General features: G+C 63.0%; 13 protein-coding genes and 1 riboswitch. Of the genes, 7 read left to right on the top strand and 6 right to left on the bottom strand.

All coding sequences use genetic code 11. From position 1 onward, the window contains the following. The first annotated feature begins 75 nt into the window (after positions 1–75). From EI293_RS11545 to EI293_RS22570, 4 genes are all read left to right on the top strand, one after another. A complete protein-coding gene (locus EI293_RS11545) occupies positions 76–1,926 on the top strand; it encodes an assimilatory sulfite reductase (NADPH) flavoprotein subunit (RefSeq protein ID WP_125437750.1) in 1,851 nt (616 codons plus the stop codon). Positions 1,927–2,352: 426 nt separating this feature from the next. Then, positions 2,353–5,256: a TonB-dependent receptor gene (locus EI293_RS11540; RefSeq protein WP_125437748.1), complete on the top strand. Its 2,904-nt coding sequence runs from the start codon at positions 2,353–2,355 to the stop codon at positions 5,254–5,256. A 191-nt stretch (positions 5,257–5,447) separates the two neighbouring features. Next, a complete protein-coding gene (locus tag EI293_RS11535; RefSeq protein ID WP_125437746.1) occupies positions 5,448–7,163 on the top strand; it encodes an NADPH-dependent assimilatory sulfite reductase hemoprotein subunit in 1,716 nt (571 codons plus the stop codon). A gap of 196 nt (positions 7,164–7,359) precedes the next feature. After that, positions 7,360–8,874, top strand: coding sequence for a TSUP family transporter (locus EI293_RS22570; RefSeq protein WP_125437744.1), 1,515 nt, complete (start codon positions 7,360–7,362; stop codon positions 8,872–8,874). A 163-nt stretch (positions 8,875–9,037) separates the two neighbouring features. Here EI293_RS22570 and EI293_RS11525 read toward each other — a convergent pair whose 3' ends face one another. Together EI293_RS11525 and EI293_RS11520 are read right to left on the bottom strand one after the other, a co-directional pair. Beyond that, positions 9,038–9,796, bottom strand: a complete 759-nt coding sequence (locus EI293_RS11525) for a haloacid dehalogenase type II (protein ID WP_246010618.1) — start codon at positions 9,794–9,796, stop codon at positions 9,038–9,040. A gap of 128 nt (positions 9,797–9,924) precedes the next feature. Further along, complete coding sequence (locus EI293_RS11520) at positions 9,925–11,376, bottom strand: amino acid permease (RefSeq protein WP_125437742.1); 1,452 nt, start codon at positions 11,374–11,376, stop codon at positions 9,925–9,927. 295 nt (positions 11,377–11,671) lie between these two features. Continuing rightward, positions 11,672–11,764, bottom strand: a riboswitch (SAM riboswitch). Positions 11,765–12,113: 349 nt separating this feature from the next. Here EI293_RS11520 and EI293_RS11515 point away from each other — a divergent pair. Continuing rightward, positions 12,114–12,578 carry a guided entry of tail-anchored proteins factor 1 gene (locus EI293_RS11515; protein ID WP_125437740.1) on the top strand — a complete coding sequence of 155 codons (465 nt, stop codon included), beginning with the start codon at positions 12,114–12,116 and terminating at the stop codon, positions 12,576–12,578. A 67-nt stretch (positions 12,579–12,645) separates the two neighbouring features. Here EI293_RS11515 and EI293_RS11510 read toward each other — a convergent pair whose 3' ends face one another. Next, the gene (locus EI293_RS11510; RefSeq protein WP_125437738.1) at positions 12,646–13,386 is read right to left on the bottom strand and encodes an EcsC family protein; all 741 of its coding nucleotides are present in this window, start codon (positions 13,384–13,386) and stop codon (positions 12,646–12,648) included. 79 nt (positions 13,387–13,465) lie between these two features. Here EI293_RS11510 and EI293_RS11505 point away from each other — a divergent pair, with 79 nt between their 5' ends. Continuing rightward, on the top strand, positions 13,466–13,882 hold the full coding sequence (locus tag EI293_RS11505) for a nuclear transport factor 2 family protein (protein ID WP_125437736.1): 417 nt from the start codon (positions 13,466–13,468) through the stop codon (positions 13,880–13,882). Here EI293_RS11505 and EI293_RS11500 read toward each other — a convergent pair. Beyond that, complete coding sequence (locus EI293_RS11500) at positions 13,879–14,916, bottom strand: Gfo/Idh/MocA family protein (protein ID WP_125437734.1); 1,038 nt, start codon at positions 14,914–14,916, stop codon at positions 13,879–13,881. The two genes, EI293_RS11505 and EI293_RS11500, sit on opposite strands and share 4 nt — an antisense overlap. Before the next feature lie 241 nt (positions 14,917–15,157). Between EI293_RS11500 and EI293_RS11495 the strand changes: the two genes are divergently transcribed. Next, positions 15,158–15,874, top strand: coding sequence for a M48 family metallopeptidase (locus tag EI293_RS11495; protein WP_125437732.1), 717 nt, complete (start codon positions 15,158–15,160; stop codon positions 15,872–15,874). Between the two features lie 9 nt (positions 15,875–15,883). On the opposite strand, the gene EI293_RS11490 is transcribed toward EI293_RS11495, so the two are convergent. Continuing rightward, a complete protein-coding gene (locus EI293_RS11490; protein ID WP_125437730.1) occupies positions 15,884–16,693 on the bottom strand; it encodes a M48 family metalloprotease in 810 nt (269 codons plus the stop codon). A gap of 90 nt (positions 16,694–16,783) precedes the next feature. Further along, on the bottom strand, positions 16,784–17,941 hold the full coding sequence (locus EI293_RS11485) for a DegT/DnrJ/EryC1/StrS family aminotransferase (RefSeq protein WP_246010617.1): 1,158 nt from the start codon (positions 17,939–17,941) through the stop codon (positions 16,784–16,786). Positions 17,942–17,991: the final 50 nt, after the last annotated feature.

The following is a 17,991-nucleotide window of genomic DNA, read 5'->3' as shown; positions in this document are numbered from 1 at the left end:
AGATGCTTCGGCAAGCTCAGCATGACTTCTTACTTCTCTGACGCGCCTAACCCACTGCCCCAACCACCACGTCCTATGTCTCTTCTTTCAGCTTCCCCCACGCTTCCCATCGGCCTCGACGACCAGGCGCTGCAGCAGTTGGCGGCGGGCCTCACTTCCCAGCAGCTCGTGTGGCTGAGCGGCTACCTCTACGGCCGCGCCGGGGCTGCAGCCCCCATTGCGGCCGTAGCCCCGGCTCCGGCCGCAACGGGGGCTGCAGCCAGTCAGCTCACCATCCTGTTTGGCTCCCAGACCGGTAACAGCAAGAAAGCCGCCGGCTTGGTGGCCGAAGCGGCCCGCCGCCTTGGTCTGCAGCCGCAGGTGCGCGACATGAACGACTACCCCACCAAAGACCTCAAAACCGAGCAGTTGCTACTGGTGATGGTGAGCACCCAGGGGGAAGGCGACCCGCCCATTGCGGCCGAGGAGCTGCACCAGTTCCTGCTCAGCAGCCGCGCCCCCAAGCTGCCCGACTTGCAGTACGCCGTGCTGGCCCTGGGCGACAAAAGCTACCTGCAATTCTGCCAGACCGGCTTCGAGTTCGACCAGCGCCTAGCCGAGTTGGGTGGCCGCCGCCTGGCTGAACGGCTTGACTGCGACGTAACCTTCGAAGACGAAACCCGCCAGTGGGCCGAACAGGTGCTCAGCCGCATTGCCGAATTGCAGCCTGCCCCGGCCCCCGTAATGGCGGGCGCAGCCGTGGCCGCGCCGGTGGTAGCCTCAGTAGGTGCGGACTACGCGCCGGAAGTGGCCCCACTGCCCGCCGCCGTGGAGTACAACGCCCGCAACCCCTTCGGGACGGAGCTGCTGGAAAAGATTCAGCTCAACGGCCGGGGCTCCACCAAGGAAACCTACCACCTGGAGTTTTCTTTGGCTGACTCGGGCCTGACCTATGAGCCCGGCGACGCCCTGATGGTACAGCCCCGCAACCGCCCCGCGCTGGTGCAGGAGGTGCTGCAGGCCGCCCGCCTGCCCGAAGCTGCCCCGGTACGCCTCGAAGCCGAGGAGCTGGATCTGACTACCGCCCTGACCGAGCGCCTGGAACTGTCGGTGCTCACGCGCGACGTGCTGGAGCGCTACGCCGCCGTGGCCCCGCAGCACGCCGGAATCCGCGAAATCCTGGCCGACAAGCCGAACCTGGGGGCCTACCTCTACGGCCGCGACGTGGCCGATTTGCTGACCGAGTTTCCGGTGGATCTGTCGGGGCAGCAGCTGGCGGCGGTGCTGCGGCCGTTGCCGGCCCGGGCGTATTCCATTTCGTCATCGTTGCTGGCGCACCCCGAGGAAGTGCATCTGACGGTGGGGGCCGTGCGCTACGAAACGAACGGCCGCGCTAAACACGGCGCCTGCTCCGGCTACCAGGCCGACCACCTCAGCCTCGGCGACACGGCCCGGGTGTGGGTGGACCGCAACGAGTACTTCAAGCTGCCACAGGATACCGCTACCGATATTATCATGGTCGGCCCCGGCACCGGCGTGGCGCCCTTCCGGGCCTTTGTGGAGGAGCGGGCCGAAACCGGCGCTACCGGCCGCAACTGGCTGCTGTTCGGCAACCCCCACTTCACCACCGACTTCCTGTACCAGACCGAGTGGCAGCAGCACCTCAAGCGCGGCACCCTCGACCGCCTCGACCTGGCCTTCTCCCGCGACCAGGCCCAGAAGCTCTACGTGCAGCACCGCCTCCTGGAACAAAGCCGCCGCGTGTATGAGCAGCTCGAAAACGGCGCCTACTTCTACGTGTGCGGCGACAAATCCCGCATGGCCCACGACGTGCAGCAGGCCCTGCGCCAGATCATCCAGCAGGAAAGCGGCCACGACGCCGACTACGCCGCCGAGTACCTGCGCCAGCTCAAGAAGGCCCGCCGGTTTTTGGAGGATGTGTATTAGGCGCCTCACCCCCCGGCCCCCTCTCCAGGGGGAGAGGGGGAGCCAGACGGCTTTGGCGGTTGTAGAGACGCAACATCTTGCGTCTCCCGCCAGAACGGCCGGCACTGCACGAATCACCGACCACTGTAGAGACGCGGCACTTCGCGTCTCCCGCCAGAACGGCTGGTACCGGGACAGTCAAAACAACCTCAGCAACCACAAGACGCGAAGTGTCGCGTCTCTACAACCCTGCCCAGCCCGTCAGGCTCCCCCTCTCCCCCTGGAGAGGGGGCCGGGGGGGTGAGGCAAACCGCCAGAACGACCCATGCCTGCAGTTTTTCCAAGACGATGTTGTAGCCGGTAACGGCCGCTGCGCCCCGGGCGCGGGGGCTGCGCCGGCCTGCCGTCTGCCCCGCCCCGGGTCCTTTCTTCTCTTGCAAAAACTTGATGAAACATCTTCTTTCCTCTTCCTTACTAATACCGGCGTTGGTTGCAGCCAGCGCCACCGGCCTGCACGCCCAGGAGGCCCTGATTTCGGTGAGCGGCACCGTGCGCGAAAAAGCCACCGGCGAGCCGCTGCCGGGCGTGAGCATCATTGTGAAGGGCGGCACCACCGGCACGCTCAGCGACGGTAACGGCCAGTTTGCCCTGAAAGCCAAGCTGCGGTTTCCGTTTACGCTGGTGTTCAATACGCTGGGCTACGAGTCGCGGGAGCTGGAAATTGCCAGCGGCAGCCAGCCCATCAGCGTGCAACTGGAGTCGAAGGCCGTGTCGATGAACGAGGTGGTGGTGTCGGCGTCGCGGGTGGAGGAAAGCCGGCTGACCTCGCCGGTGGCCATTGAAAAGCTCGACATCCGGGCCATCAAGGAAACGCCTGCCCCCAGCTTTTATGATGCGCTGGAGAACGTGAAGGGCGTGCAGATGACTACCTCCTCGCTCACGTTCAAAGTGCCCAACACCCGCGGCTTCAACATCCCCAACAACTTCCGCTTTATGCAACTAGTGGACGGCGTGGACATGCAGGCGGCCACTTTGGGCGTGCCGCTGGGCAACGCCATCGGGCCGACGGAACTGGACGTGGCCTCGGTGGAAATTACGCCCGGCGCGGCCTCGGCCCTCTACGGCATGAACGCCATCAACGGCATGGCCAACCTCACCACCAAGAGCCCCTTCAGCTACCAAGGCCTGAGCGTGTACCAAAAGGTGGGCGTCAACCACGTGGACGGCACCGACCGCAACCCGAGCGTGCTCACCGAAACGGCCGTGCGCTGGGCGCAAGGCCTGGGCGCTTCGGGCCGCTGGGCCTACAAGGTGAACGGCAGCTTTCTGCGCGGCACCGACTGGCTCTCGAACACTCAGAACGACCAGAACCCCCAGAACCTGGCGTCGGCCAACCCGCGCTTCCCGGAGCTGAACGGCGCCAGCAACCCCGCCGCCGACCTCTGGAACCGCTACGGCGACGACAACGCCGGCAACGTGAGCATCACCATCCCTTACCAGGGCCGCAACGAAACCTTCAACGTGCGCCGCACGGGCTACTACGAGCGGGACCTCACCAACCCCATCGTGCGCAACATCAAGGCCGATGCCAGCCTGCACTACAAGCTCACCGATAAGCTGGAGCTGAGCTACGGCTACCGGTTCGGGCTGATGGACGGCGTATTTCAGCGCGGCAACAAGATTCAGCTCGACGGCGTGACGGTGCAGAACCACAAGGTGGAGCTGAAGGGCGAGAACTTCACGGCCCGCGCCTACATGCTGGTGGAAAACACCGGCAACTCCTACAACCTCAACCCGCTGGCCCTCAACCTGGACCTGCAAAACGGCTCCAACGCCGCCTGGGGCACGAAGTTCCGGACGGAGCTGCAAAGCCAGCTGAGCGGCGGGGCCACCCTGGCCCAGGCCATGCAGCAGGCCCGCACCGTGGCCGATGCCGGCCGCGCCGTGCCCGGTACACCAGAATTTGAGGCCCTCAAAAACCAGATTACCCGCACCAACAACTGGGACAGCGGCGTGAACGTGCCCGGCGCGCCCATCCCCGGCGGGGCCGCCCTCACCCAGCGCAGTCGCACCTACCACTCCGACGCCATCTGGAACCTGGGCCAACGGGTGAAATTTGCCGATGTGCTGCTGGGCGCCGATGCCCGCCTCTACGAGGTGATTCCGGACGGCAACAACTTCGTGGATTTCAGCCGCCCGCTCACCGAGCGCACCCAGCCCGGCGGCCAGAACCAGTACTACAAGAAAATCGGGGGCTTCGGGCAGGCCACCAAACGCCTGCTCCAGGACCGCCTGAAGCTCACCGCTTCGTTGCGCTTGGACTACAACCCTGAGTTTTCGCCCAAGCTGAACCCGCGGGTGGCGGCGGTGTACACAGCCGGCGGCCTGCACAACTTCCGGGCTTCGTACCAGAACGGCTGGCGCTTCCCGTCGCTGTTTGAGGCGCTGTCGTTCGTAAACAACGGCAACGTGCGCCGGGTGGGCGGGCTGGCCCGCGTGAACGAGGGCCTGAATTACCTCGACAACTCCTACACGCTGGCGTCCATTTCGCAGTTCAACGCCGCCGTGAATGCCTATGTGGCCGCCAACGCCGGCACCACCGCCAGTCAGGCCGCTTTGCGCCCCGAAATCCGGGGCGTGCTGCAGGTGGGCAACCTACCCACCGAGCAGCCCGAGCAGATCAACGCCTACGAGGTGGGCTACCGCAGCGTGTTGCTCGATAACCGCCTCTCCCTCGACGCCGACGCCTACGTGAACATCTACTCCGGCTTCCTGGGCCAGGTGGAGGTGAGCGTGCCCAAAAACGCCGCCGGCCAGCAGGTGCAGGTGGGCTCCGACGATGCCGTGCTGGCCGCCCTCAACAGCAACCGTGCCGCCCGCCAGGACCGGTACCGGGTGTACACCAATGCCCGCAATAACTACCGCAGCTACGGCTCCACGCTGGGCGTCACCTACAACTTCTACCAAAAATACACCCTGGGCGGCAACGTCAGCTACAATGCCCTGTCGGCCAACAACGCCCCCGACATCTTCGTGACCGGCTTCAACACCCCGCACTGGGTAACCAACGTGAGCTTCGGCAACCGCGAAATTGTGCGCAATGTGGGCTTCAACCTAGTGTGGCGGCACCAGAGTTCCTTCGTCTGGGAAAGCCCCCTGGCCAACGGCCGCGTGCCCGCCTACCAGAACCTCGATGCCCAAGTGAACGTGCGCGTGCCCGCCCTCAAATCGACGATAAAAGTGGGCGGCACCAACCTGCTCAACAACCGCTACATCCAGTACGCCGCCGGCCCCACCATCGGCGGCCTGTACTACGTGGCTTTGACGTTTGATAATACCGTGTTGCGGTAGTTCGCCTCACCCCCTAACCCCCTCTCCGAAAAGGAGAGGAGGAACTAGCCTAAAATAAAAACCTTCTAGAAACTACAACTAGAGCCCCTCTCCCCCTGGAGAGGGGTTGGGGTGAGGCAACCAGCACTCCGCAACCCGCTACCACGCCCAGGGCTTCCGCCCTGGGACCACCGAAACCCAGCACCACCACCATGTCCGATACCCGCAAACTTTCCGAAGTCGAGCACGTCAAGCAGGCCAGCAACTACCTGCGCGGCACCCTGGCCGAAAGCCTCGTCAACCCGCTCACCGGCGCCCTCTATCCCGACGATACCCACCTGATCAAGTTCCACGGCTCCTACCAGCAAACCGACCGGGACCTGGACTCGGAGCGCAAGCGCCAGAAGCTAGAGCCGCTCTACTCGCTCATGATTCGGGTGCGGGTGCCGGGCGGCATTGCCTCGCCCGCGCAGTGGCTGCGCATGGATGAGCTGGCCGACGAGTACGGCAACCACACGCTCAAGCTCACCACACGCCAGGCATTCCAACTGCACGGCGTGCTCAAGCGCGACCTGAAAAAGACCATCCGGGGCTTCAATGAGGCTTTGCTGGACAGCATTGCGGGCTGCGGCGACGTGAACCGCAACGTGATGTGCAACCCCAACCCGCACGAAAGCCCCCTACACGCGGCGGTGTACGAGGTGTCGAAGCAGATCAGCGCCCACCTCACACCCCATACCTCGGCGTATTGGGAACTGTGGCTCGACGGGGAGTCGCAATTCACCAGCGAGCCTAATGAAGGCGAAGAGGATTTCGAGCCCATCTACGGCAAAACCTACCTGCCCCGCAAGTTCAAGATTGCCCTGGCTATTCCGCCCTACAACGATACCGACCTCTTCGCCAACGACCTGGGCCTCATTGCCATTGAGGAGCGGGGCCAGCTGGTGGGCTTCAACGTGGCCGTGGGCGGCGGCATGGGCATGACGTTTGGCATGCCCGACACCTACCCGCGCCTGGCCGACGTCATCGGCTTCGTGCCCACCGACAAGGTGGTAGACGCCTGCGAGAAAATCGTGACGATTCAGCGCGACTGGGGCAACCGTGAAAACCGCAAGTTCTCCCGCCTCAAGTACACCCTGGACCGCGTGGGCCTCGACGTGTTCAAAGCCGAGCTGGACCAGCGCCTGGGCTACCCGCTGGAGCCCGCCCGCCCCTACCAGTTCCGCAGCTCCGGCGACGCCTACGGCTGGTCCATCCAGGCCGATGGCCGGGCCCACCTCACGCTGTTCGTGGAAGGCGGCCGCATCCTTGACCGGGACGGCTACACGCTCAAAACCGCCCTGCGCGAAATTGCCGGCTTCCACACCGGCGACTTCCGCCTCACTGGCAACCAGAACCTCATCATCGCCAACATTGCCCCCGAGCACCGGCTGAGCGTGCAGGCTACCTTGCAGCAGCACGGCGTGGCGGTGGAAGCCGGCAAAGAATACACGGCCCTGCGGCGCGGGGCGCTGGCCTGCGTGGCCCTGCCCACCTGCACGCTGGCCTTCGCGGAGGCCGAGCGGTATCTTCCGGAATTATTGGATAGATTGGACCGGGTGATTCGCCAACAGGGTCTGGCTCAGGACGATATTCTGCTGCGGATGACGGGCTGCCCCAACGGCTGCGCCCGCCCCTACCTCGGCGAAATCGGGCTGGTGGGCCGGGCCGTGGGCCGCTACAACCTCTACCTCGGTGCCGCTTTCAACGGGGAGCGGATGAACAAGCTCTACAAGGAAATGTTGGACGAAGACGGCATCGTGCGGGAACTCACGCCCCTGCTCGCCGATTACGCCCAGAACCGCCAGCCCCAGGAGCGGTTCGGTGATTTCGCCATCCGCCAGGGCTACGTGCAACCCACCCAAAGCGGCCTGACGTTTCACGAGTAACCGATAGAACGTCATGCTGAGCGAAGCCGGAGGCGTAGTCGAAGCATCTCGCGTGCTGACTTTGCCAGAGTAATCATAACGACAGGATTACCATTGCACGCGAGATTCCTCGACTTCGCTCCGCTGCGCTCGGAATGACGTTCTGTTAGTGCTGTTCTACCTTGCTTCCATCCGACCCCAACCAACACCGCCAACCATGTCCCTTTCCTCCAACAAAGCCCTGCCCCAGCCTGAGCCGCCCCCGGCGGTACCCGATGGCAACCGGCTGTTTCCGGTGTTTCTGAAGCTGGAGCAGCTGCACGTGCTGCTGGTGGGCGGCGGGGCCGTGGGCCATGAAAAGCTCTCGGCCATGCTGGCCAACAGCCCCAACGCGGCCATTACGGTAGTGGCCACCTGGTTTGGGGCCGAGTTGCGGGCACTGGCCGCCCGCCACCCCGCCGTGCAGCTCCGCGAGCATCCCTACGACCCCACCACCCTGGTCGGCCACGACCTGGTGATTGTGGCCACCGACGACAAGGCCCTCAACCTCCAGATCAAGGCCGATGCCAACCGTCAGCGTCTGCTCTGCAACGTGGCCGACACACCCGCCGCCTGCGACTTCTACCTGGGCTCCATCGTGCAGAAGGGCGACCTGAAAATTGCCATCAGCACCAACGGCAAGTCGCCCACCATTGCCAAGCGCCTGCGCGAAATGCTTACTCACAGTCTCCCCGATGAGCTGCACGACGTGCTCCAGCGCATGGCCCAAATTCGGGAGAAGGTAGGCGGCGACTTCGCCCACAAAGTAAAATCCCTGAACGCCGTGACGGCCGAGCTGACCGGCGGGCCAGCCTACGAATCACCAGCCGCGGCGCGGTGGCGCAAAATTGCCACCGGGGCGCTGCTGGCGTTTGCGGCCATGCTGGTGTTCAACATCCTGAGCTATTACTTCACCCTGGAGCAAGTCTGGAACGCGGCTTCCAACGCCGAAACGTTCTGGTTGTTCGTGGCCATCGGCTTCGGCGCGCAGCTCATTGACGGGCTGCTGGGCATGGGCTACGGTGTGGTGACAGCCATCAGTCTGATGAGCCTGAACATTGCCCCGGCGGCCGTGAGTGCCAGCATCCACACCGCCGAAATGTTTGCCAGCGGCGCCTCGGGCTACCACCACTACCGCTTCGGCAACGTAAACAAGCGCCTGTTCAAAGCCCTGCTGATTCCGGGCGTGCTGGGCGCCATTGCGGGGGCCTACCTGCTGTCGAAATTCGGGGAGACGTATGCCGGCTACGTGAAGCCGTTTCTGGCGGCTTACCTGCTGCTGCTGGGTATCCGCATCATTTCCAAAGCATTTGCCAAGCCCGGCCCGCGCAAAAAGCACAAGAAGCTGGGCATCCTGGCCGCGGCCGGTGGCTTCCTAGATTCGTTTGGCGGGGGCGGCTGGGGGCCGCTAGTGACTAGCACGCTCATTGCCGGGGGCCGCACGCCGCAGTACGTTATCGGCTCGGTGAGCGTCACGGAGTTCTTTGTCACGTTTGCCAGCGCCGTCACGTTCTTCGCCACGCTGGGCATCTCGCACTGGCAGATTATCCTGGGCCTCATCATCGGGGGCGTGGCCGCCGCGCCGCTGGCCGCCCGCCTAGCCGGCCGCCTGCCCGTGCGCTGGATGTTCGTGGGCGTGGGCCTGATGGTGATTGTGTGGAGCCTGTGGGCGCTGCGCAAGGTGTTTATGTAGCACACGCTTTAGCTTGTAATTTAACGCAAAACTGCCCCACCGGAACATACTGGTGGGGCAGTTTTCGTTTTCACGTGCCAGCCAATCTAACCTGACCATATCTTTCCAGCATCGGCCCATAAGGTATAGCCCACACGTCCTGACTGGCAGTTTCTATGATATTTTACGCACCCAGCTGCCGAGCAATATCGGTGATGGTGGGGCCAGTGTAGACGGGGGCAGCGGCTAGCGGGTATAGGGCCTGACCGGAGCGCGCCACAAAAGCCGCCTGCAGGCCGGCTCGCACGGCACCGGCCGTATCCCAGCCGTGGGCCGCAATCAGCAGCGTATCGGCGGGGGCGGTTTGCAGCTTCTGGCAGGCCATGCGGTAGGTATCGGGGTGGGGCTTGTAGCGCTGCACGGCATCCACGCTCAGCAGCTGCTCGAAGAAGCTGCCAAGGCCGGCGTAGGCTATCTGCTTCTGCACGGCCGGGCCCGAGGAATTGGTGAGCGTAGCCATCCGAAACCCGGCTTTCTGCAGCCGCGTGAGGGCCGGCACCACGTCGGGGTGCGGCGGCAGCTCGGTGATGAGGGCTAGCATCTCCTTTTTGCGCGCCTCGGGACGGGCAGACTGGCCCAGTGACTGCGCCAGCATATCGAGGGCGGCGGCCCCAATCTGCCCAAAATCATGGTAAGCGGCCGTGGTGGTGTCCACCAACGAGTATTGCAGCAACAACGAAAACCACTGCTTGAAGGCGAATTCTGACTTGAACTCCTGGTTGATGACCGTCTGGAGCTTGCTCAGATCCAGCAGGGTTTCGTTGACGTCGAACAGCAGCAATTTGGGGCGGGCAGCAAGGGGAGTGGCCATAAGCGAGGAAGGCAGCGCCGCCGCCGTGGCAGCCAGCGCGAGTGAGGAAAGAAACGTGCGACGATTAGACATGACTGGGGTATACGAAAAAACCCGGCACCGACCAGGTTTTCCTGGCCCCCCCCGCAACGCAAACAGCCGGAACCTCCCGGCCCCGGCTGCTACAGTGGGCCACACGCCCGACTTTTACTTCTTAATTCTCAACTCTCAATTTTTACTTGATTCCCCAGCTTGCTGTGCTTGCGGCCGTAGCCGAAGTAGATGGCCAGGCCGATGGCCAGCCACACGGCCAGCCGCAGCCACGTTTCCCAGGGAAGGGCCAGCATCATCACCACGCAGGTCAGGATGCCGAGGATGGGCACCAGCGGCACCCAGGGCGTGCGAAAACCGCGCGGCGCATCCGGCTCCCGCTTGCGCATAATCAGGATGCCCACGCACACCATCACGAAGGCCAGCAGCGTGCCGATGCTCGTCATCTCGCCCACCACCGAAATCGGTACGAAGCCCGCAAACAGCGCAATGAACAGCCCCAGCAGCAGGTTCGACTGCAGCGGCGTGCGGAACCGCTCGTGAATCCGGGCGAAAACCGGGGGCAGCAGGCCATCCTTGGCCATGCTGAAAAACACCCGGCTCTGGCCCAGCAAATCCACCAGAATCACGGAAGTGTAGCCGATGATGATGGCCAGAATCACGGCCGACGACAGCCAGGCGTAGGGCGTTTTTTCGATGGCAATGGCTACCGGCGCGGCACTGTTTTTGAACTCGGTATAGTTGGCCAGCCCGGTCATCACGTGCCCGAACAGCACGAACAGCACGGTGCAGATCAGCAAAGAGCCGATGATACCGATGGGCATGTTGCGCTGCGGGTTCTTGGTTTCCTGGGCCATGGTGGCCACAATATCAAACCCGATAAACACGAAGAACACCACGCCCGCTCCGCGCAGAATACCGCTCCACCCAAACTCGCCGAAGGTGCCGGTATTAGTGGGGATGTAGGGATGATAGTTAGCCGGGTCGATGTACTGCCAGCCCAGGGCAATGAACACCAGCACCACGGCCACTTTCAGCGTGACGACCAGCGCGTTAAACCACGCCGAGCCCGACGTACCGCGAATGATAATCATGGTGATGGCCAGCACGATGAGCATGGCCGGTACATTCACGAAGCCGTGCACCACGCTGCCATCGGCCAGCGTGGCCGTTTCAAACGGCGACATCACCAACTGCGGCGGCACGATGATGCCGTATTTACTCAGGAACTTGAGCAGGTACTGCGACCAGCTGATGGCCACCGTGGCGGCACCCACCGAGTATTCCAGCACCAAGTCCCAGCCGATAATCCAGGCGAAAAGCTCGCCCATAGTGGCGTAGGCGTAGGTGTAGGCCGAGCCGGCCACGGGCACCATGGAGGCAAACTCGGCGTAGCACAGCGCCGAAAAGGCACAGCCCACCGCCGCCACCACAAACGAAAGCGTAACGGCCGGGCCGGCGTTGTTGGCGGCGGCAATGCCGGTGAGCGAGAACAAACCCGCCCCGATAATTACGCCGATGCCGATGGTGATGAGATTGAAGCCGTTCAGACTTCGTTTGAGCGTTCCGGCGCCGGTTTCGGCCGCCTCCTGCCGCAGCAGTTCCAGTGATTTTCTGAGCATAAAAAGGTACGCCGGACCCCAGCCCGGCAAATCGTAAAAAGAGGGAAGCAAACAGATGAACCCGTCGGAAACCCATCGGGCCCGACGCGGCAACAGGCCCGGCAGCCGACGAGGCTACCAAATGGCAAAAGCAAAAAAATGGCCGGGCGGCCCGGACGGGCTCACTCCGGGCGGTTACCGGTTAGCTACAACAACCCGGGCTACAACAGGCCGCGGCCGTGCCCAACGAGCACAAAGCGGCGGCAGAAACGGTAACACGGGCTGGTAAGCAGGGCAGGAAGCGCACGGCAACTTGTTTTTATATGGTCAGGAATTGGCACCGTTCCGCAGCTTGCGGGTGGTTGCCGACGCTTCATCGAGCCTGTCTCTCAGCGCCTCTGTATAAAAACAATCCTTTGGCTAGAAAGAATTGATGGGGCAAAGGTAAAGCCGGATTGCTGCCCCCGCAACCGGGCGCGGCCGTAACCGCGCGGATTCGTTTTCAAGTCCGGCTGAAGGCAGACAGTTGGCGCGTTTTTCGAGGCCCTTGCCTGGACGCGCCCGGCGCTACTTCACTCTTTAAAATCCCACGACGCAGGCCGTAAACGAAGGTTTAATCGAAAAATTTAAATTTTTCCGAAGGCCAGTTTTGGTCCTTCAATGCCAAAACTGGCACCGGTCTTGCAAATACCCTTGCAACCGCCCCGCAACACCCGGCGGCTTTCACCGAGCTTACAACAACTCACTGACATAGCAACATGAAAAAGCTCCTCGTTCTCCTCGCCGCCTTTTCCCTTTCTGCCGCTGCCGCCTCGGCCCAGACGACTCAGACCACGCCCGTGAAAGCCGCCCACGGCCAGCACACGAAAGGCGGAAAAATGCACGGCGATAAAGCCGCTAAAACGCCCGAGCAGCGTGCCGACCACGCCGCCCAGGCCCTCACCAAGCAGCTCGGTCTGTCATCTGCCCAAACCGCCCAGGTTCGCCAGCTCCACCTCGACCGCGCCCGCCAGATGCAGGCCCACAAGGCCCAGGCCGGCACTGCCACCGCCGCCGATAAAAAGCAGCACCACGAGGCCATGAAGGCCGAAAAAGCGCAGTATGAAGCCCAGCTCAAGCAAATCCTGAGCGCCGACCAATACGCCAAATACGCGCAGCTGCGGTCCGATAAAATGGCCAAGCACAAAAACCAGCGCCAGGGCATGAAACAAAGCAAAAGCTAAGCATCTCTCCCACTTACCAAAAAGCCCCGACGAACTTCGTCGGGGCTTTTTTAGTGCTGATTTATGGCTACTGTGGTTCAGGAAGCGGCGGGTTTTCAGCAAACCACCGCAGACGGTAGCACATAATGGCCGTTTCGCCGAGTTGGGCCAGCAGGCGGTAGTTGGCTACGGCCCCCACCGCCGCCCCGATAACCGGCACCAGCTGGGCCAGCTTGGCCAGATCAATGTAGTCGCGGTACTCCTGCTGGAAGGTGCGCCAGTCGAAGGTTTCTGCCGTGACGGTGGTGGCAGTGGTGGGCCAGTCGGCGAGCTGGTGGTAGGTTTCGCGGCGGGTGTGCTGGCTGCTGAAGGCCAGCTGGAAGATGTGCAACAGGTAAAGCCGCTCCGGAAAGCTGCGTACATCGTGGCCGTAGAGGGCGGCAATATCAAACAGCAGTTTGAGCTTGATGCCCAGCAGCAGCGGAAAATCGGCAAGGCCCAGCAGGAAGCCGCCGGCCCCGGTCACGCCGCCTTCCAGGGCCGCCGTGTTGCGGTACGCCCGGATGCGGGCCCGCACTCTTTCTTCCCGCTCGTGCAGCGTGCCCTCCGAAACCGGCCGCTGAGTACTGTGCGTGGAGCCGAACAGTACGCCCTGCACCATTTTCTGAATGGCCGTGGTAATGGCCACGTGCACTTTCTCGGGCAGCAACGCATTCAGCCGCGCCTGCACCCGTCGCGTGACGCGGTTCAGCAGCGTAGGCTTCTGCTGCATCCGGCGCTGCCAGTCGCGCAGCTCGGTCAGGGCTTGTTGGTCGGAGGTGTTGGTCATAAAAACTATCTTTCCCTGGCAAATATCCGCACGGCGCAAAACGCCTTCTACCGCTTTACGTCCCTCTGGTTTGAAAAATATGAAGAAGCTGTTACTCCTCACCTCACTAACCGTTATGGGCTACACCGCGCAGGCCCAAACGCCCGCTGCCACGCCTGCTCCCGAAACACCAACGCAGCTGGTGCAGCGCCAGCTCGAAGCCTACAACGCCCACGATGTTACGCGTTTCGCAGCCACTTACGCCGAAAACGCAGAGGTGCTGCAGTTTCCAGCCAAGGTGCAGCTTACGGGCCGGACCAAGCTACAGGAAGTATACGGACGCATGTTCAGCGCCACTCCTGCATTGCACTGTGAGCTGGTGCACCGCACGGTGCTGGGCAACCGGATTCTCGACCACGAGCGGATAACGGGGCTACCGAATGGGAAAGTACTGGAAGCCGTGGTTATTTACGAGGTAGAAAACGGACTGATCCGCCGGGCGACGGTTATCCCTTAGAAAGTCTGAAGCGCATAAATCCGCTCAATCATCTCCACCACTTTCAGGCCTTCCAGGGCATTGGTGGTGGCTTGGCCGCGCTGGTGGAGAGTGTCCACCACGTTATCGATGACGTGGACGTGGTTGGCGGCGGAGCCCTGGTAGGTGCCGTACTGGTTGGCGGGGTTGGTGGGCGCGAGTTCGGGCAGCTGATAATTGCGCAGGTGGCAGTATTCCACTTTGTCCATGTATTGGCCGCCGAGGCGCAGGCTGCCGTGCTCGGCCACCACGGTGAGGGAGCTTTCCAGGTTCTGGTCCCAGACGGCGGTGCTGTATTGCAGGGTGCCGCTGCCGCCGCGTACCAGGTCGAACGTAACGAGGCCGCTGTCCTCAAATTCGGTGAGGTGCTGGTGGTTGAAGTCGCGGAAGCGGGCCGAGATGTTGGCAATGTCGCCGAACACCCAGTACAGCAAATCCACGAAATGGCTGAACTGGGTGAAGAGCGTGCCGCCGTCGAGGGTGTGGGTACCGTGCCAGCTGCCGGGCGTGTAGTACCGCTCGTCGCGGTTCCAGAAGCAGTTGAGCTGCACCAGATGCACCTGCCCCAACCGGCCCTCATCCACTATCTGCTTGAGCCAGGCGGCCGGGGGCGAGTAGCGGTTCTGCATCACCCCGAACACCAACCGGCCGGTCTGCCGGGCCACCTCCACTACCGCCTGCGCATCGGCGGTGCGCAAGGCCATGGGCTTTTCAATAACGACGTGCAAACCCGCCCGGAGCCCCTGCTGGGCCTGGGCCGCGTGCAGACCGTTGGGCGTGGCCACCGTCAGCACCTCGGCGGCGGGGCCGTGGGCGAGGTAGTCATCGAGAGAAGCGTAAAACGGCACCGCCGGAAACTCCCGGGCCAGCTCGGCGGCCAGCTCGGGCCGGTTATCTACCAGGGCCACCAGCTGCGCCTCCGGGTGCTGGGCTACCAGCGCGGCGTGGCGGCGGCCGATGTGGCCCACTCCACAAATAACAAAACGGACCGGAAAAGAAGCAGCAGAAACGGGCACTGGAAGCGGATTGGACAATTCAGCCCGCAAACTGCGAAAAAACGGCCGGTTCTGCGCCCGTAAGCTTATTGATCGGTCATCCTGAAGCAGCGCGAATGATCTGCTGCCAACAGAACGGCAACCGCATTAACGACTTGCTGAAACGGGGTAAGGTCCTTCGCGATGCTCAGGATGACAGGGCAACACCCCAGTCGGTAAACAAGCCGACAGGCGCAGAACCGGCCGTATCTTTGACGCCGTTATGCCCCTTACTACCATTGCCGGCCTCGAAATCGACCTTGTGCGCAAACGCATGCGCAGCCTGCGCCTGACGGTGTACGCCGGCGGCCGGATTCGGGTAGCCGTACCGCTGAACACGCCAGTGGCAGCCGTAGAACAGTTTATAGCCGCCCGCCACGCCTGGATTGAGAAGCACCAGCAGCAGTTTGCCACCCGGGAGCCCCAGCCCAGCCTGCAATACACCTCCGGCGAGCAGCACCCGTACCAGAGCCGCAGCTATGAACTAGTAGTGGAAACCGGCCGTGCCCACGTAACGCTGGACGAAGCCGCCCGCCAGATCCGCTTGCGCGTGCCCACCGACAGTACCCTAGCGCAACGGGAAGCAGTAATGGCGGCCTTCTACCGACAACAGCTGAAACAGCTGGTGCCAGAATTACTGCTGAAATGGGAACCGGTAGTGGGCCGGCAGGCCGCCACCTGGGGCGTGAAGCAGATGCGCACCCGCTGGGGCACCTGCAACATCGGGGCGCGGCGCATCTGGCTGAATCTGGAGCTGATGAAACGCCCGCTGCCCTGCCTGGAATACGTGGTGGTCCACGAGTTGACGCACCTGCACGAGCGGCTGCACAACGCCCGCTTCTGGAGCCTGATGGACCAATTTATGCCCGACTGGCGCACGCACAAGGCCGAGTTGAACCGCATCCACCTCGCCCCCGGCACCCCAGCAGATGCAGACTGAAAACGCGGATTACAGGATTCGCTTCAGCTCGGTGAAGTTGGTGTTGCTAACGTTGCGGTTGGTGCAGCCCAGTTGCTGGGCGCTTTTCTGGATGCTGCTGATGCGGGAGCCGGGGTTAGGGTGGGTGCTCAGGAACTCCGGCGTACCGCCGCTGCCCTGCTTTTCGGCTTTGATAAAGAAGCCCGCTGCCCCGTCGCAAGCGTAGTAGCGGGTGCCGTTGAGGTAGATGGTGGAGTACTTATCGGCTTCCACTTCATAAGCGCGGCTGAACTTGAGCTGACCCAGGCCGGACGCAATCTGCACCAGCTGGCCCGAGGAGCGGTTGCCCAGCAGCAACCCCAGCAACAGACTGGTACCGTATTGCTTTTGCAGCATCTGGGTGCTGTGCCGACGGTCGGCGTGGGCAATTTCGTGGCCCAGAATGCCGGCCAACTGGCTTTCATTATCCAGGAACTTTACCAGGCCCGTAAACACGTAAATGTGGCCGCCAGGCGTGGCAAAAGCGTTTTGGGTGGCGTCGTCCTTGATGAGCTTTACGTCCCACGGGAACTGGGTGCGGTACTTCACGTTGCCATTGTCCAGCACGCGTTTTACCACGCCATCCAGCAGCTGGTAGGCACGAGCGTTGCCGGCGCGGGTCATCAGCTGGCCCTTGGCTTGATACAAGGAGTCGGTCTGGCGCGCTACCTGCGCCCCCAGGGCAATATCCTGGTCGATGGAAAACAGGCTGAAGCCCTGAGCCGGCTTGTTGATGGCAGCGGTGGTCAGGGCCGCTACACCGGCCAGCGGTAACAGCAGCGCGAGAGAAGAACGGCGCATGAGGGAGGAAACTAAGGTCAGAAATGAAGTATGCATACGGGCAAAAGAAAAAACGGTGCCAATTCCGGCCCCGGGGTCGGTCCAACCGGCTTACTGTCCCCCAGCCCAGCCGCCAATTACCTCCCCGATGTACTGCACCTGCGCCTCAGTCAGCGTAGGATGAATGGGCAACGACAGCACCGTGCGGCACAGCTGCTCCGCCACCGGAAACTGCCCCTCCCGGTATCCCAGATACGCATAGGCCGGCTGCAGGTGGTTAGGCAACGGGTAGTATACCGCACTAGGCACGCCATGCCGGGCCAGGTGCTGCTGCAGCGCGTCGCGGCGGCCGGGCACATCATCTACCGTGAGCGTGTACTGATGGAAAACGTGGGTGCTGCGCAAGTCCCGAGCGGGCACCTGCAGGCCCGGCACTTCGGCCAGCAGCGCATCGTAGCGGGCGGCTACGTGCTGGCGGGCGGCCGTCCAGGCGGGCAGGTGGGGCAGCTTCACCCGGAGTAGGGCGGCCTGCACGGTATCGAGGCGGGAGTTGAGGCCGATGTGCTGGTGATGGTACTTGCGCGTCTGGCCGTGGTTGGCCAGTTGGCGCAGGTAGGCGGCGCGTTCCGTATCCCGCGTAAACAAGGCCCCACCGTCGCCGAAACCGCCCAGATTTTTGCTGGGAAAAAACGAGGTAGTACCCACCTCCCCCACCGTACCGGCCTGCCAGACATCGCCGGAACCGGTCGTAAACGTGGCCCCGATAGCCTGCGCGTTATCCTCGATGAGGGCCACGCCCCGCTGGTCGGCCAACAGGCATAAAGCTTCCAGATCGGCGCATTGTCCGAACAGGTGCACCGCCACGATGGCGCCGGTGCGGGGCGTTATGGCAGCCGCCACGGCGACGGGGTCGAGGTTGAAGGTATCGGGCCGCACCTCCACGGGCACCGGCACCAGCCCCAGCACAGCCGCCGCTTCCAGCGTAGCTACGTAGGTGAAGGCCGGCACAATCACCTCCGAGCCGGCCGGCAGCTGCAGGCTCATCAGGGCCAGTTGCAGCGCATCGGTACCATTGGCGCAGGGAATAACGTGCGGGCCGCCCAGAAACCGGCTCAGCTCCTGCGCAAACTCTCCCACCGCCGGCCCCTGAATAAAAGCTCCTTCGGCCAGCGTGGCGCGCAGGGCGGCTTCCAGCTCCGCCTGCAAAGGCGCGTGCTGAGCCGCCAAATCGAGCAGCTGAATAGGCAAGGGCGGAATGGAGGTAAGCACGGCAGTAGCGGTAAGTTGAAGCAGGCAACAGGAACTCAAAGATAGGCCTC

The organism is Hymenobacter perfusus, assembly GCF_003944765.1.
GTDB lineage: Bacteria > Bacteroidota > Bacteroidia > Cytophagales > Hymenobacteraceae > Hymenobacter > Hymenobacter perfusus.
This window is presented reverse-complemented; position numbering and strand designations above follow the sequence as displayed.